This is a genomic window from Listeria monocytogenes, from assembly GCF_900187225.1.
In the GTDB taxonomy this organism is placed as follows: domain Bacteria; phylum Bacillota; class Bacilli; order Lactobacillales; family Listeriaceae; genus Listeria; species Listeria monocytogenes.
In genome coordinates this window covers 2,729,027-2,745,555 of record NZ_LT906436.1, presented here as the reverse complement: position 1 = coordinate 2,745,555, position 16,529 = coordinate 2,729,027, and the positions used below count along the sequence as shown (strand labels likewise).

Sequence of the window (16,529 nt, the reverse complement as noted above, 5' to 3'; positions counted from 1 at the left end):
GGAAGAAGGAACTGTAATGGCGAACCTTAGCGAATTACCAAACATTGGCAAAGTACTGGAGCAAGACTTAATAAAAGCCGGGATAAAAACCCCAGCTGAGCTAAAAGATGTTGGAAGCAAAGAAGCCTTTTTACGTATTTGGGAAAATGATTCAAGCGTTTGTCTAAGTGAATTATGTGCACTTGAAGGAGCTGTGCAAGGTATCAGGTGGCATGATTTAGACGAAGCAAAGAAAAGTGAACTCAAAAAGTTTCATCAATCCTTATAGAAAAAGCGACGATGCATTTACGCATCGTCACTTTTTTATTTCCCGGGAAATAGTTATTTTAACTGTTGTTCTGCAAAGGAAGCGTAAAGTGGATGAGAAGCCACTAATTCACTATGTGTGCCACGACCGGTTATTTCACCATGTTCGATAAAGAGGATTTGGTCGGCATTGACAATAGTAGAAAGGCGATGAGCGATAACAAAAGTAGTTCGACCTTCCATTAAGTTTGCCAATGCTTGTTGAACGATTTGCTCGGATTGGCTATCTAAACTAGCTGTAGCTTCGTCTAACATAAGGATATTAGGATTACGCAAGAATGCTCGAGCAATGGCAATTCGCTGTCTTTGACCTCCTGAGAGCTTCACGCCACGTTCGCCGACTTCGGTTGCCATTTTGTCAGGAAGTTCGGAAATAAAACCGTCAGCGTAAGCTAGTTTTGCTACATTCCATAGCTCATCTTCCGTAATTTCTCGGTCCAAACCATAACAAAGATTATCGCGAATTGTACCAGAAAGCATCGCACTTTCTTGGGAAACATAACCAATTTGTGTGCGCCATGAGTTAATCGAAATCTCGGAAAGAGGAATATCGCCTACTAAAATTTCTCCCGTTTTCGGTTGATAAAAACGTTCTAAAATCGCAAATAAGGTTGATTTCCCTCCACCACTTGGGCCAGCGAATGCGATAACTTCTCCGGGTTTTGTATCAAAAGAAACATGTTTTAGAATAGGTTCACCTTCATTATAGGAGAAGGAAATATCAGATGCGCGAATGGTTTTTCCGCTCACATCTACTTTTTTACCAGCGTCGAAATCTTCTTCTGTTTCATTTAAAATATCCGCAATTCTCTCCGTTGCGCCTTTTGCTTTTTGAAGTTGGGCGAAGAATGTTGCGAAAGAAGTGACAGGAACGATAATTTGGAACAGATAGAGCAAGAAGGCGATGAGCGTACCAGTAGTCATTGTTCCAGCTGAAACACGAATCCCGCCGTAACCAATGATGCCAACGATAACCCCCATGACAACAAAGAAAATTAGCGGTCCAAGCACAGCAACAACTTTCGCCTCACGAATACCAAAGCCAAATAGGCGATTAATTCCTTGATGACCAGCCTCGGTTTCTAGTGTTTCCGCATTCGAAGCCTTTACGAGTCTAGCTTCTGATAGCGTTTGGCTAATGGAACCAGTGAAGTTAGCCGTTTCATTTTGAAGACCTTTAGATATTTTAAACATTTTCTGACCAAGTGGCGCGACAACTAGCGCAGTAATTGGAACGGCCACTAAAATGATGAGTGTCATTTTCCAGTCCATGAAGAACAAGATAATAATCGCACCGACAACAGAAATTATCCCAGTTACAAATTGTGGGAGATGATCGGCAATCAGCTCCTTAACCACTACTGTATCATTTACCATACGACTTACCATTTCCCCAGTCTTTGTATTATCGAAGTAAGAAACTGGTAAGTGCACAATTTTCTTCCATAAACGTTCGCGAATCGTTGCAACGACTTTCTGACCCATGTAGTTAAGCAAGAAAATCGAGAAGCCATTCGTTATTGCTTGTAGGATAAATGCCAACACAATTAAAGCAATCATTTTTACATCGAGTGAAGCTATTGAAAAGCCATCAATTAAGTTCTTTGTAAAAAGCGGCACAACAAGGCCGGCAACTGTAGTTATCACACTAGCAAATAAAGCGCAGAAAATTATCCAATTCGCGGGTTTTGCGCTAATAAGTAACTGGAAAAATTTTCGCCAACTATATTTTTTCTGATCCATTCATTTCACCCTTCCTGAGTTACCCATCCATAAATTACTTACTTTTTAAGTATAATCAATTTACCTAAAAATAAACCAGTCTAAAGTGGTAATTATTGAATTAATATCTGAATTTGAATATTTAACAAAAGTAACAAAAAGTTCGAATTTATGTCAAAATGTTAATTGGAAACGAGATATAAATTAAGTATTTTATAAAAAGTTGTAATATATTTATCTTTAATTGGGTTTTTGGCTTTTTATGACTTACTGTGAATAGGATTTTGAATATGGCCTTTATGATATAATTACGAAGAGTTTCTTCAATATAATATAGCAAAGGAGAGAATATGCTATTCTTAAAAGAGCTTGAATCCAATCTAACGGTTAGCAAATTAATGGAGTTGTGCTTTGAACATCCAAATTACAAAGACTACTGCTCGGTTATCAGCACCAAGAAGGGTGAGGTTCTAGAAAGTTTAAGTCCGGCTGGAACAAAAGTATATTTTGTTCTAAGCGGCATATACGGGATGATTGTAGAGGAAGATGCAGAAATGGAAGAAGAAAGCTGTAAAGAATGCATTGTTCGTTTCTTGCAAAAAGGAGATAGTTTTGGACTATATCATCTTTTTTACGATGAATGGAGCCCGCATGTTTCGATGCAGAGCTTAGGTCACGGAGAAGTTATGGAAGTAGATAGCAATTTCTTGTTCTCTATTTTTGACAAAAAAGATGAGAATAACTTTTTTATGATTAAAGTGATGGCAGAAGAATTACGTGAAGCCCATACATTTGCAAAACTAAGCTTCTTAAAAAAGGAAGAACGAATCCGCAAAGCCATTCTCAAATGCGCTCAAACTTTAGGAACGTTTTCTGATAACGGGATATTGCTACCAAGAGAAATTACGCAAGAAGTACTTGCAAGATACACAAATACATCACGCGAATATGTGGCTCATACAGTCATGCATTTAATTAAAGAGGATATAATTAGAAATAGACCAAAGCCTCTCTTAGTGATGGATAAAACTCGATTATAATTTTGTTTCACGTGAAACTTTTTGGAATGCTAAACGGCATTCTTTTTTTATGCCGAAAAAGCACATCGAAAGCATTATTTAAGCTTTTGCGTTATAATGGCTCTGTAATTGAAAGCGCTTGATAGAAAAGGAGGATGTTTTAATGAGATTTTTTATCGATACAGCGAACGTAGAAGAGATTAAAAAGGCTAACAGAATGGGATTTATTTCCGGGGTTACGACAAACCCATCACTTGTTGCAAAAGAAGGTCGCGATTTTAATGAGGTCATTCAAGAAATTACATCCATTGTTGACGGACCAATTAGCGGCGAAGTAGTTAGTTTAGAAGCAGATGAAATGATTGCAGAAGGTCGAGTTATTGCGAAAATCCATCCGAATATGGTTGTGAAAATACCAATGACTGGGGAAGGCTTGGCAGCAGTAAAAGTGTTGACGGAAGAAGGTATTAAAACCAATGTGACACTCGTATTTTCTGCCACACAAGCCTTACTTGCGGCACGAGCTGGCGCGACCTATGTATCGCCATTTTTAGGACGATTAGACGATATAGGCGACGATGGCTTGGTTCTGATTCGTGACATTGCGGATATTTTCGAGATTCACGGGATTCCAACAGAAATTATTTCAGCAAGCGTACGGCACCCAATCCATGTTATTGAATGTGCCAAAGCCGGTGCTGACATTGCTACCGTGCCATTTAAAGTATTCGAGCAAATGTTAAAACATCCTCTGACTGACAGCGGGATTGATAAATTTCTTGCAGATTGGGAAGCGGCAAAAAAATAATGAGGTAGGTTTCAAACTATGAATCAAACATTTATCGTGAAAAAAGAGCACATTAGCCAATACCCTAATCCGCTTTTTGTAAATAAAAATGAGTCTATTTGGGTGTTTGAAGAAGATACAGAATATCCAGGTTGGATTTTTTGTAAAGTGAAGTCGTCTGGAAAAGAAGGCTGGATTCCGAAACAAATCATTCAAATAAGTAATGATGGAAAGAGTGGGACCGTATCAGAAGATTACTCTGCACGTGAACTAAATGTTAAACCAGGCGATAAATTAGAAAGTAATCGTGAACTTAATGGTTGGGTTTGGTGCGTGACAGAAGAAAATGAAGCTGGCTGGGTACCACGAGAAAATTTAGAAGTATAAAATGTTTCACGTGGAACATTTTAAGTAAATATAGCAAAAAAGCGAAGGGTTTAGTTTTACTTTCGCTTTTTTTGTGGAATAATTAAGGATAACGATAGAAGAATCTAGGTGGATTTATGGAAAATTGGAAGAAGAATTTGTATGTTGTCTGGGTGGGGTGTTTTCTAACCGGGACCGGATTAAATTTAATCATGCCATTTTTACCATTATATATTGAAGAATTAGGCGTACATAATCCGGATCAAGTAAGTATGTGGTCAGGGATTGCGCTCAGTTCGACCTTTTTAGTATCAGCTATTATGTCGCCGATTTGGGGTAAATTAGCGGATCAAAAAGGACGGAGAATTATGCTTTTACGAGCAGCACTGGGAATGGCGATAGCGATGATTTTGATGGGACTCGTAAGCAATGTATACCAATTCGTTGGTTTGCGCTTATTAATGGGGATTTTTTCAGGATATATTTCGACTGCCAATGCGCTAATCGCTACACAAGTTCCTCGTCATCGTAGTGGCTGGGCTCTTGGGGCACTATCAACGGCAGCGGTTTCGGGCGTGCTAATTGGCCCGTTAATTGGTGGAGCGTTGTCGGACACATTTGGTGTTAGACCAGTATTTTACATCACAGGAGTACTTCTTTTAGGTAGTTTTTTCTTAACACTTTTCTTTGTAAAAGAGAAATTTACGCCAGTAGAAAAAAAGGAAATGCGGTCGGGGAAAGAAGTTTTCTTATCGCTTAAAAACCCGGGCTTAATTATTTCCTTGTTCATTACGACGATGATGATTCAAATTGCGTCCAACTCAGTTAATCCTATTTTGACATTATATGTACGTGATTTGGCAGGAAATGCACAAAATATTGCTTTTATTAGTGGGATGATTGCATCGGTTCCCGGAGTTGCGGCTCTTATTGCGGCACCAAGGCTTGGGAGGTGGGGTGACCGAATTGGCTCGGAGCGGATATTGTTAGGTGCGCTCATCGGCTCAATGTTACTACAAATCCCAATGGCTTTCGCACAAAACCCACTACAACTTGGTATTTTGCGTTTCTTATTAGGTCTTACAGATGGTGCCTTGCTTCCGGCGGTTCAATCATTGCTTACAAAAAATACACCGCGTGAGGTTGCAGGTCGAATTTTTGGTTATAATCAATCTTTTCAATATATTGGGAATGTCATCGGACCGCTTGTTGGGTCAAGTGTTGCTGCTCATTTTGGTTACGGAGATGTCTTCCTCGTAGTTGCTGGCTTTATTTTTATCAATGTACTAATCAGTTTTTATTTCAACCGAAAAATGCACGGAGAGAAGGGGAATCATGCCAACTAATCTAATACAATTACCAGGAATAGGTAAAAAAATGGTGTTAATGTTAAATGAAATTGGGATTGAAGAGGTTGCTGATTTAAGAGGGAAGAATCCGCTTGAGTTATATGAGGATACTTGCGATAAGCGAGGCGAGAGAATGGATCCGTGTGTACTTTATACGTATCGCTGCGCAGTCTATGTTGCGGAAACGGATGAAGCGGAGCAAGATGTTGATTTGCGAAAATGGTGGAACTGGAAAGATAAACAACATACAAATGAAAGGAATTTAAAGAATGAATAAGTTGAATGAAGCACTTAAAAAAGCTGAACGCATCGTTTTTCTAACTGGGGCGGGTGTTTCTGTCCCTTCTGGAATTCCGGATTATCGCTCGAAAAACGGCTTATATGCTGGGATGAGTAGCCCGGAATATATGTTGAGTCATACGTGTCTTGTGCGTGAACCAGAGAAGTTTTATCAATTTGTTACAGAGAACATGTACTATCCGGATGCAGAGCCAAATGCGATTCATACAAAAATGGCTGAAATCGAAGCGAAAAAAGATGTCACGATTATTACGCAAAATATTGATGGACTTCATGAAAAAGCGGGTTCGAAAAAAGTAGTGAATTTCCATGGCAGTCTATATCATTGTTATTGTCAAAACTGCGGAATGACTGTTACCGCAAAGGATTATTTGAAATCGGATATTCATACGGATTGTGGTGGGGTTATTCGGCCAGATGTGGTGCTTTACGAAGAAGCAATTTCAGAAAGTGCGATAGATCAATCACTTACTGCTATTAGGAAAGCGGATTTGATTGTCATAGTAGGAACGTCATTCCGTGTGAGTCCGTTTTGTAATTTAACGGATTATCGGAATAAAAAAGCACGAATTTTTGCTGTGAATAAAGAACGAATTTCGCTTCCTTATCCATTTGAAATGATGGAAAGTGACGCGGTGAAAGTTTTCGCGGAGATTTGAAACCTTGCAGTAATAGGGGTGGCGTGATAAAATTTTCTTAACCGGCAAATTGTCCGGAATATTTAGAGAAAATGCATGGTCGTTTTCTCGATGAAAATAAGGAGTGGAGAGTTCCATATGAACCCTGACCCCGAGAGTCAGCAGATTATCTTGCAGTTAATTCTTATTGTGGTGTTGACGATGCTCAACGCATTCTTTGCCTCAGCAGAGATGGCCCTTGTATCACTGAACAAAAATCGTGTAAAAAGCCAGGCAGAAACCGGTGATAAAAAAGCGGTTATGCTAGCTAAACTCGTAGATGATCCAAGTAAATTTCTAGCTACTATTCAAGTTGGTATTACGCTTGCGGGATTCTTCTCCAGTGCGTCAGCCGCCACTAGTATTGCGACTAGACTTGAATCTGTTTTTGGAGGAAGTAGTTTTGCGAAAGAGTTATCCATTATCGTCGTAACTATTGTGTTATCATATATCACGTTAGTTTTCGGTGAACTTTATCCAAAACGTTTAGCACTTCAAAAATCAGAAAAAATTGCCCGTGTTTCTGTACGACCAATCATGGCAGTTGGTGTTGTACTTCGTCCGTTCGTAAAATTCCTATCTTTTTCAACTGATATTCTTGTGAAATTAACGAGAATGGAGAAAAATACGGATAATGAAAAAATGACGCGAGAGGAAATGCAGCTATTGATTGAAACCGGTCGACGTGACGGTGTAATTGAGGTAGAAGAATTACAAATGCTTCGTGGTGTATTTGAAATGGATAATAAATATGCACGTGAAGTGATGGTGCCACGAACAGATGCGTTTATGATTGATGCCGAAACAGAATCGGAAGAACTTTGTGACGCATTATTAAGTGAGAATTTTTCAAGGGTTCCCGTCTATACAGGCGATCAGGACTCCGTGCTGGGTATTCTGCATATGAAAGATTTTTTTGCGGAAGCAAGAAAGTCAGGTTTTGAAAACATTGATGTGAAAGGACTCGTTAAAGACGCGTATTTTGCGCAAGAGACGATGTTTATTGACGATCTACTTAAAAACATGCAAAGAACTCGAAATCAAATGGCTATTTTAATGGATGAATACGGTGGTGTTGCTGGTATTGTCACTGTAGAAGATTTATTAGAAGAAATTGTTGGCGAGATTGACGATGAAAATGATGTGTTTTCGGATGAAGTGAAGAAAATTGATGAGACGACATTTATCGTAGAAGGCCGCATGCCGCTTGATGATTTCAATGAAATGTTTCACGTGGAACTTCCATCACGTGGCGTAGATACTGTGGCTGGATTTGTGCTTACTTTAACTGGGACAATTCCAGAAGAAGATGATAAAGTAGTAGTAGAATACGGTACACTTCGATTTACAGTAGAAGAAATGAATGATGCCAGACTGGTTTCGGTTCGTGTCGAAAAAGACATCCAAACAAGCGAACTTGAACAGATGGCTTAATGATAAAAATAGGAGTGCGGTATGAGAAATCTGTCCGCACTTTTTTCTTAGGAATGAGGTTTTTAAAATGCCCAATATTAAAGAAATAGCCAAATTAGCGGGAGTTTCAGTGACGACAGTGTCACGAGTGCTCAATAACCATCCGTATGTTGCGGAGGAGAAAAGAGCCCGTGTGAAAGCTGTTATTGATGAATTAGATTATTCACCTAACCGTAGTGCCATGGATTTAGCGCGTGGGAAAACAAATACGGTTGGCGTGATTATACCTTATAATGATCACCCGTGGTTTGACAAAATTGTAAATGGTATTTTGGAAGTAGCTTTTAAAAACCGTTATTCGGTAACACTTTTTCCAACAGGATATGATCCGAAAGAAGAAGAAAAGTACTTGATGCGTCTTAAAACGAAACAGGTGGATGGCCTGATTATTACTTCTCGTGCCAATAATTGGGACGTGATTTTGCCGTACCTTGCGTATGGGCCGATTATTGCGTGCGAGTATGTGGAATCAAAAGAAGTATCGTGCTCTTATATTGACCGCGTGAAAGCATACCGGGCTGGATTTCAGTTTTTGGAAGATGAAGGTTATAAAAAAGTGGCTTTTACAGCGGGGAGAGCATCGCGTGAAAGTACGAGTACATATGGAAAAATTAATGCTTATGAGCAAGTTTTTGGTCCAGTGGGTGATAATCGGTTTTTAAGTGAGTGTTATACGCTTGAAGATGGTTTGAAGGCTGGGGAGCATTTTTTTGCAGCGGGGAAAGACTGGCCTGATGCGATTTATGCGAATGGTGATGAGGTTGCAGCGGGGGTTATGTATCACGTGAAAAAACTCGGTCTGCGTGTTCCGGAAGATGTCGCTATTTTAGGGCAAGAAAATCTCCCAATTGGTAAGGTTTTAGAAATCACAACGCTTGATCATAACCTAAAAAAATTGGGAGAAAATGCTTTTACTATTTTTGAGCAAGGCAAATTGCAAAGAATTAAAGTGGAGCATGAGTTGATTAGAAGAAAAACAGTCTAAAAATTATTTGCCAATTAAAGTTAGTTTGGCGATGTTTTCCGCCGTACGTTCGAGGTTTTTCGTCGTATTTTCAAAAAGAGTGGGTAAATCTGTTATTTCAGGGATGTTTGGGAAAAAAGCATCGATGCCGTGCTGTTGGGCTAGGTTGTTTTCGAGTGCAAGGCTGCCGACAATAGCCAGAACGAAGCAACCTTGTTTTTTAGCTTCTTGAGCGATTTGAACAGGAATTTTCCCCATCATCGATTGCTTGTCCATTCGTCCTTCACCAACAATAACAATATCGGCGTCTTTCATTTTATCTTTCATATTAGAAAGTTCCATAACAAGAGTTGAACCGCTTAATAAGTCTGCATTTAGGAAGGTCATTAGTCCAGCAGCGATACCACCAGCGGCTCCAGCTCCTTTTTTTGTGGTGATTTTTTGAGAAGAAAATTGGTCGAGTTTTGCTCCGTAGTTCTGCATGGCGTTCTCTAGTTTAACGAGCATGTCGGGACTTGCCCCTTTTTGAGCACCGAAAACAAATGTAGCACCGTTTTCTCCAAGAAGTGGATTCGTCACGTCACAGGCTATTTGGAATTGAATGTTTTTCAGCTTTGGGTTAAGATTGCTGGCATCAATATAGGCTAGCTCTTGCAAATGAATACCGCCGGGCGGAATAGGCTGTTTGTTTTTATCAAGTAGTGCAACGCCCAAAGCTTGGATTAGCCCAGCGCCGCCATCGTTTGTACCACTTCCGCCTAGCCCGATAATGATTTTTTTGACGTTGTGATTCAGTGCCGCCAAAATTAGTTCACCGACTCCTTTAGAGCTCGCGTAAGCTGGATTGCGGTCTGCCGCTGGGATTAAATCTAATCCAATCGTGTTGGCGGACTCGATAATCGCAGTTTCTTGGCTAGTGTGAATACCGTAGGGGGCCGTTATTTTGTGACCGTTTAGGTTGGTTACTTCTGCTTGGAACAATTCCACCTCGGAAGACTCACTTAAAACAGTAAGAAAACCCTCACCCCCGTCAGAAACAGGGGCAAGGCTAATTTGATCGGCTGGACGAGCTTTAGTCCAGCCTTTTTTTATGGCAGTTGCTACTTCCACCGCAGTGGCGCTCTCTTTGAATGAATCAGGTGCGATGACGATTTTCATTGGACAGCCTTCTTAATCCAGACAACTTCATACGCGGTTAAATCAAGTTCACTCGCAACGGGTTGATTGGTTAATAAATTCGTGCCGGAGAAAGCGAGCGTTTTGCGGATATTATGAGAAGTGACGTTGATAATTCCATAAATACATTCTTTCTCAGATTCCCGTTTAATCGCAAAAACATCTGGTCCTAAATCTAAAATTTCTTGGGTTGCAAATGGTGAAAAAGCGGTGTGGTTTCGTCTGATTTGCACCAATTTTTTCAGCGATGTGAAAATGGTTTGGCGATAAGTGTCTGTTTCAAGTTCATGAACCAATTGATTTTTTTCCAGTTTTTCACGGTTGATGCGGCGATTAATACCGGATTCTTCGTAACCAACAAGGTCGTTTTTAGAACCTAGAAGGGAATGATAGTAAATCGCTGGGACGCCTTGAAGTGTTAGCAAAATACTATGGGCAGCGATAATTTTTTTCGTTACGAGTTCTTCGGTTGTGTCTTCGCCCGGGTTTTGCAGGGCTTCACCGTAGTTAATATTAAGTTCGTATACCGACTGCGTGCCATCTGCGTTGTCTTTATAGGAGACTTGGCCACCGTTTTGGACCGCTTTTTGGACGAGAGAATTGATTTCTTCGTCGGAAAGAATTCCGGTCGCAGGGCGCATACCAATTCCGTCATGACTTGCTAAGAAGTTAAAATAAGTCGCTGTACTAGAAACTTGTGAAATGGATTTCGCCCACTTCGAAAGTTTCGTTGTATCATGGCAAGTGAAGGTATGGAGCACAAGTGGCGGAAGCGGGAACTGATAAACCATATTTGCTTCATTTTCGCCATCGCCAAAATAACTAATGTTTTCTTCATGAGGGACGTTGGTTTCTGTGATAATTTGCAGATTCGGATATAGTTCATCAATCAGCAGACGCCAAAGCGAAATGATTTCATGCGTTTCTGGTAGGTGCATACAAGTCGTGCCAGATGTTTTCCATAAAAATCCAATGGCATCAAGACGAATGCTTGTAGCTTGCTTGGATGCATAGAAAAGCAGGACATCTGTTAAGGCTACAAGGCAATCGATATTACGGACGTTTAAGTCTAACTGATCTTCGCTAAAAGTAGTCCAAAGTTCTTTGTCGTTTTCGTATTTGTGGAACAGCGGAGAAGTTCGCGGACGAGTGACGTTTTTATAATCAAATTGGCTGTCCTTCTCGATGAAAAATTGATTGTACGGCGCTTCGTTATCGGAGAATCGCTTGAACCAATCACTTGATTTCGACATATGATTCGCTACGAAATCAAGCATCACTCGGAAGTTCTCAGACATTTTTTGAACGTCATCCCAGTCGCCAAGCTGTTCGTCAATTTGCTTGTAGTCTGTGACAGAGAAGCCATCATCTGACGTACTAGGAAAAATCGGCAGCAAGTGGACATCTGTAATAACATCTTGAGCATATTCTTGTAGGAACTCATTTAATGTTTGTAACGGATGCTTGTTTTTTTCGAAAATGCTGTCGCCATAAGCAATAAGATAGACGTTTTTTTCGGAAATAGTATCAATCGAACCACGCGTATTATTAGAATAGTTTTCAGCGCATGCGAGCATTTTTTCCAAGTATACGGGTTGGTATGCAGCTTGATAAATTTTTCTTAGTTTTACTTCTATTTGATTAACCAGTTCGGTTTGCATATTATTCTCCTTCCAACAAAATAGTTGCAAATCCTTTTTTAGGAATACAGATAGTGTTTTCTTTTAGTTCTGCGATTTTTTCCTCCGCTAGTGAAACTTCAAAACTGGAAGCGTTAGTTGTCCAGCGAACCGTTTCTTCTTTGTCTGATGGGTTAAATAGGCGGATAATTGTGCCAGTGCCATCCCATGATTTTTTGCAAGTGCTCATGAATACGTTCGGGTTATCTAATTCAAAGATAGAATTTTGAGCTGGCAGACGATCGATTGGATAATCTACTTCAAAACGTTCTAGGCGCTCTTCAAATGTATTTAGATTTTGTAAGTGATAGGTTTCTGTATGACCTTCAAAAATGTTAGATTGCGCGTAGAGCGTTTGTTCATTTAGTTTCTCAGGTTGTACGTACACAGCATATTCAAAAATCATTTCTTCAAGCATTTGGCCGTCTGGTGTAGGAACGACTTTGTTATTAATACCGGAAGCGCGGCCTGGACGCCACATGAGATCATCTTTTCCAAGCAAACCATTACTTCTGAAAAGAGTCACAGCAATTTCAGCAGTTTTCGGTAAGATTTCATATTCTTTGATACCGCCAACTAACAAGGCAAGTGTTGCGTCTTCTTCAGAAACAGCGACGATATTTTCCACTGGGAAAATCGGCACAGGTGCTTCCACGAATTTGTCCTCGCGCCAATTTGCAAGGTAAGGGTTTATGACGCTGCGTTTCATGAGGCTATAACCTTGGTCTGCGTAAGAAAATTTAGGTTCTGCTACATTTGTTTTGATCAATGCTCTAATGCGGTGGTCTTTTACTTTATTATCGATAGTATGGCGAACACGAACAAATTCTTCGCCGTCAAAAAGTTCGATTTCTGTTAAAATTTCAACTGTTTCTGTATTTGTTTTTTGTGCACGGGCTTCTAAATCTTTCGGAACTAAAGCAGTATGTTTTAACATCATTTTGCTATATAGATGATTTTTTTCAACGGTTAGTAATTCGCTTGATTCGATATAGATGGCTTGGTCGCCTTCAAGTGGTGAGAAGTCAAAGGAATCCCCAGCGTCAGCCACATTTTCGAAGCGAATTAGGTCATTAATAATGCTTTGTTGTTCTTTATTTAAAAGATTGATTTTCCCGTTTTCGAATTGAACAATGATTTTTTCATTTTCAATTGTTTGTTTGGAAATGCTGATTAATTGGTCCATTTCTGTAGTAACGGCTTTCACTTGCAATGTTTTGTAACCAAGTGCAGGGATTAGGCCACTTTTTAGGTAGATTTCTGTACGATAATAATCAGGAACAGCGACTTCTTTTTCGCCTTTTGCAGTTACAATTACTTTCCGTCCACCGTCTAATTTTTCTTGATGTACAACGCTGAAAGTCACTTCCGCATCACCGGAGAAAAGTTGGAATGATTTTTCAGGAGTGAATAATGTTAGTTTTGCCGTTCTTTCTTCTGGTACAGGGTTAGTATTGAATAGTAGCGCAATATTTTCGTCGCCCATTTCCTGACTAACGGCCTTCGTGATTTGTTTTTTCAAAAGGTTAATTAAGCCATCTGTCATTCGAAGTGCGCTTGTTAGGCGAACGACGATATCGTGGTTCGCGTCATCTGAATTCGAAGCACCAATTCCGTTATGAGCGTGGCTATCAAATAATTTTTTCCAAATAATATCTAACCAAGGTTTAGGATATTTGATTCCGAATTTATTGGCCATTGTTGCAAGTGGTTCTAAAATGTTGACTAATCTATTTTCTACTAAGTAATTAAGACGTTTAATATCGTAGCGTTCTGAACGACATGTGTGGTGGATTCGTGATTTTTGGCAAGCAAGCAATTCGCCAGTGATTTCGTTCGGGAAAGTAGAAGTCCAAGCATCATTCATAAATGCTTCGTAATCGGACAGAATGAAGGTATATCCTAAGTCCATCTCATTTAATTCCGCGACAATTTCTGGGAAGTTTTCGCGCACAAGTACTTGGTCACCGCCTGCTGGTAAAAGAAGGACATCTGTATGTGTGTTCATTTCAGCAAGTCGATCTAAAATTGGCAGAAGACGCGTTTCTACATAACTTTTTTCACTGCTTAAAAATTTACCTGGTCCATAACCGAAGAAAATATTGTTGGTTGGGATGGACTTGTTGTCTGGAGAAGTCCAGTGGAAGTTAAGGTCCTCTTGTACTTGATCATTATAAACACCACGCTGGAAAATGCTATGTTCCATATTAAATGATTTATAAATAGCTGGCAGATAAGCATGCTGGCCAAAAATATCTGGGGAATAACCGATACTCATGCTATGACCGAATTCTTCGCCCATTTTATAACCATAAAGTAAGTTACGAATCACAGCTTCTGTTTTAACTAACAAGCTATCGGTTTGTGTATACCAAGGACCGACGAACAGACGACGATCTTGGATAAGTTTTTGAACGCGCGCTTTATTTTCCGGACGAATGTCTAAATAACGCTCAATGACAGACATTTGACCATCAAAGGAATAACTAGCAAATGAATCTTTTGTTTCTAAAACGTTTAAAAGATAGTCTAAATTCTCAATTAATAAGATATTGGAATCTTCCATAGTGAAATACCATTCGTGATCCCAGTGGGAATGTGCAACAACATGTACAATTTTATTTTTTTTCATTTTAAAAACCTCTCAAATTAAGTGACAGGTACTAACGAGAGTACCTGTCAGCTTATTTATTTATTTGATTTTATTTTCTTTACGTGTGATTAAGCCGTAGCGTACGAAGATATTCGCGAATGTAATAAAGGCGATACCTACAATTAAACCGATCGCATAGGCCCAGAAATTTTCAACGAGCGGCCAACCCCAAATTGCTGGAAGTGGAAGCCATTGTACTGCACCAAGTAATACTGCAGTAACCGCACCAAGAGAAGCACCAATCATATTAATTGGAATCGTGATAAGCGGATTTTGTAGCATAAACGGTATCGCGCCCTCTCCTATGGCAATAAACCCTAGGAAAATAGAGGTTGTACCTGCAACACGTAGGTTTTCATCAAAAACACGACGTTTAACAACATATTTATCTAATACAGTCGCAAGCCCAAGTCCGATTGGCGGGATAACGATTGCTAAAACACGAGCAGTTAGCGGGAAGATTCCGTCTGCTGCGAGTCCGATTGCGATAGCTCCAGCTGCTTTATTGACTGGTCCACCTAAGTCAAATGCAGTCAAACAAGCAATAATTGTCGAAAGTAGTACAGCACTTGCATCTTGATTTTGAATAATTAGTTCTTGTAACCATGCGTTTAAGCCCCCGAATACCGGGTCGACCACATAGTAATTGACGAAGAACAAGACTAAAACGGTAATCCCTGGAATCAGGAACATTGGTTTCATAGCTTGTAAATTTTTGTGTAATTTAATTTTTTCGTTTAAGAATTTAGCAACAAATCCGGCAATGATACCTAAAATTAGGACACCGAAGAATCCAGATGGTATACCGCCATCTACGCCCCAGAAGGTGTAATGTAGCCCTGCTGCGAAAGCACCACCGATAAACCCAGGAGCAAGTCCAGGACGGTCAGCAATTGAGTAAGCAAGGAAGGCACCGAAAACAGGATACATGAATTTCATAATCATATTTCCGTATAAACCGAGATAATGGAAGATAACAATAAGCTGGTTAGAGTTTGTTGCATACTCTGGATTACCAATAACTTTTTCAAGACCAAAGGCAGTTGCGCCAAGTTGGCCAATACCAATCATTAAACCACCTGCGACAATAACAGGTAACATATAAGAAATACCAGTTAAAATCCCACGATAAATTTGCGAGAAAACACTGCTCTTATTATTATCAAATTGTTGTTCCGAACCATCTGTATCAGCTTTTACATAGCCATCTGGTTTGCTCAATACTGTTTCAATCATTTCTTTACCGCTACGAAGTGGCTCAGCAACACGTCTTTGGATAAAAGGCATTCCGGCGAAGCGTTCTTTATCTTTTGCAGTGATATCTGTCGCAAAAATGACTGCTTCTGCGCCTTTAAGAATTTCAGGAGTAATGCGGTCTTCAATACCATTCGCACCTTGTTTTTCGACGATAACTTCAATACCAAGTTCTTTACCAGCTAGTTCAAGGGCTTCCGCTGCCATATATGTATGGGCGATACCCGCTGCACATGCTGTAATAGCAACGATTTTCCGGTTGTAATCTACTTTTTCATCTTCTTGTTGTTCAGAATCGAGTACGTGCATAAATTCGTTTACTGTCGGAGCGGTAGAAATGCTCTCAATAAAAGCAGGGTCTAGTAAACGCTTACTTAATGCCGCTAAAAGTTCTAAATGAGTTGATCCGGCTTCGTTTTCTGGAATAGCTAATAAAAAGATATATTTTACTTCATTTGTTGGATCAATGCTGCCCCAAGAATTAATTGGTTGATTGATACGAGCAAATGCAAAAGCAGCTTTTTTAACGGCTTTAGATTTACCATGTGGAATAGCAAAACCTTTCTCTAAACCAGTTTCAGAAATCTTTTCGCGTTCTAAGACAGCTTTTTTGAATTCATTTTTATCTGATAAAACTCCTTGATTGTGTAAAGCATCAATTAATCCATCAAATACTTCTTCTTTAGTGCGCCAATCTTTATCTAAAAAGATGAGTGGCTCCGATGTAATATCGCTTAATTTCAATGCTATCAGCTCCTTTATTAACAGTCTTTTCCCTAGGTTACTTTAGTTATACCATAATAT

Annotated in this window: 14 protein-coding genes; 9 read left to right on the top strand and 5 right to left on the bottom strand. The window is 39.7% G+C overall.

What is annotated here, in order from left to right; translation table 11 throughout:
* The first annotated feature begins 16 nt into the window (after positions 1-16).
* Positions 17-268, top strand: coding sequence for a TfoX/Sxy family protein (locus CKV70_RS13975; protein WP_003722106.1), 252 nt, complete (start codon positions 17-19; stop codon positions 266-268).
* 53 nt (positions 269-321) lie between these two features.
* Here the strand turns inward: CKV70_RS13975 and CKV70_RS13970 are convergent, their stop codons facing one another.
* Positions 322-2,049: an ABC transporter ATP-binding protein gene (locus CKV70_RS13970; protein ID WP_010990058.1), complete on the bottom strand. Its 1,728-nt coding sequence runs from the start codon at positions 2,047-2,049 to the stop codon at positions 322-324.
* A gap of 329 nt (positions 2,050-2,378) precedes the next feature.
* Here CKV70_RS13970 and CKV70_RS13965 point away from each other — a divergent pair, with 329 nt between their 5' ends.
* The 8 genes from CKV70_RS13965 to CKV70_RS13930 all read left to right on the top strand — a co-directional run bounded on the left by CKV70_RS13965 (position 2,379) and on the right by CKV70_RS13930 (position 8,984).
* Complete coding sequence (locus CKV70_RS13965) at positions 2,379-3,068, top strand: Crp/Fnr family transcriptional regulator (protein WP_003722104.1); 690 nt, start codon at positions 2,379-2,381, stop codon at positions 3,066-3,068.
* Positions 3,069-3,210: 142 nt separating this feature from the next.
* Entirely contained in the window at positions 3,211-3,855 is a 645-nt protein-coding gene (gene fsa / locus CKV70_RS13960; RefSeq protein ID WP_003722103.1) for a fructose-6-phosphate aldolase, read from the top strand.
* A gap of 18 nt (positions 3,856-3,873) precedes the next feature.
* Entirely contained in the window at positions 3,874-4,221 is a 348-nt protein-coding gene (locus tag CKV70_RS13955) for an SH3 domain-containing protein (protein ID WP_003722102.1), read from the top strand.
* A 116-nt stretch (positions 4,222-4,337) separates the two neighbouring features.
* Complete coding sequence (gene lde, locus CKV70_RS13950) at positions 4,338-5,546, top strand: multidrug efflux MFS transporter Lde (protein ID WP_010990057.1); 1,209 nt, start codon at positions 4,338-4,340, stop codon at positions 5,544-5,546.
* Entirely contained in the window at positions 5,536-5,826 is a 291-nt protein-coding gene (locus CKV70_RS13945) for a helix-hairpin-helix domain-containing protein (RefSeq protein ID WP_003732104.1), read from the top strand. Before lde ends, CKV70_RS13945 begins: the two co-directional genes overlap by 11 nt.
* Entirely contained in the window at positions 5,819-6,508 is a 690-nt protein-coding gene (locus CKV70_RS13940; RefSeq protein ID WP_014601213.1) for an NAD-dependent protein deacylase, read from the top strand. Before CKV70_RS13945 ends, CKV70_RS13940 begins: the two co-directional genes overlap by 8 nt.
* 117 nt (positions 6,509-6,625) lie before the next feature.
* Positions 6,626-7,960, top strand: a complete 1,335-nt coding sequence (locus CKV70_RS13935) for a hemolysin family protein (protein ID WP_014601212.1) — start codon at positions 6,626-6,628, stop codon at positions 7,958-7,960.
* Between the two features lie 67 nt (positions 7,961-8,027).
* Positions 8,028-8,984 (top strand): LacI family DNA-binding transcriptional regulator, encoded by a 957-nt coding sequence (locus CKV70_RS13930; protein WP_003722097.1) that lies wholly within the window; start codon positions 8,028-8,030, stop codon positions 8,982-8,984.
* A gap of 3 nt (positions 8,985-8,987) precedes the next feature.
* Here the strand turns inward: CKV70_RS13930 and CKV70_RS13925 are convergent, their stop codons facing one another.
* Genes CKV70_RS13925 through CKV70_RS13910 form a run of 4 tightly spaced genes read right to left on the bottom strand, consistent with a single transcriptional unit; the run spans position 8,988 to position 16,469 of the window.
* Positions 8,988-10,121, bottom strand: coding sequence for a glycerate kinase (locus tag CKV70_RS13925; protein WP_014601211.1), 1,134 nt, complete (start codon positions 10,119-10,121; stop codon positions 8,988-8,990).
* On the bottom strand, positions 10,118-11,800 hold the full coding sequence (locus CKV70_RS13920) for a sugar phosphorylase (RefSeq protein WP_014601210.1): 1,683 nt from the start codon (positions 11,798-11,800) through the stop codon (positions 10,118-10,120). Before CKV70_RS13920 ends, CKV70_RS13925 begins: the two co-directional genes overlap by 4 nt.
* Position 11,801: 1 nt before the next feature.
* Complete coding sequence (locus CKV70_RS13915) at positions 11,802-14,450, bottom strand: glycoside hydrolase family 38 N-terminal domain-containing protein (RefSeq protein WP_014601209.1); 2,649 nt, start codon at positions 14,448-14,450, stop codon at positions 11,802-11,804.
* A 60-nt stretch (positions 14,451-14,510) separates the two neighbouring features.
* Positions 14,511-16,469: a fructose-specific PTS transporter subunit EIIC gene (locus tag CKV70_RS13910; protein WP_003722093.1), complete on the bottom strand. Its 1,959-nt coding sequence runs from the start codon at positions 16,467-16,469 to the stop codon at positions 14,511-14,513.
* Positions 16,470-16,529: the final 60 nt, after the last annotated feature.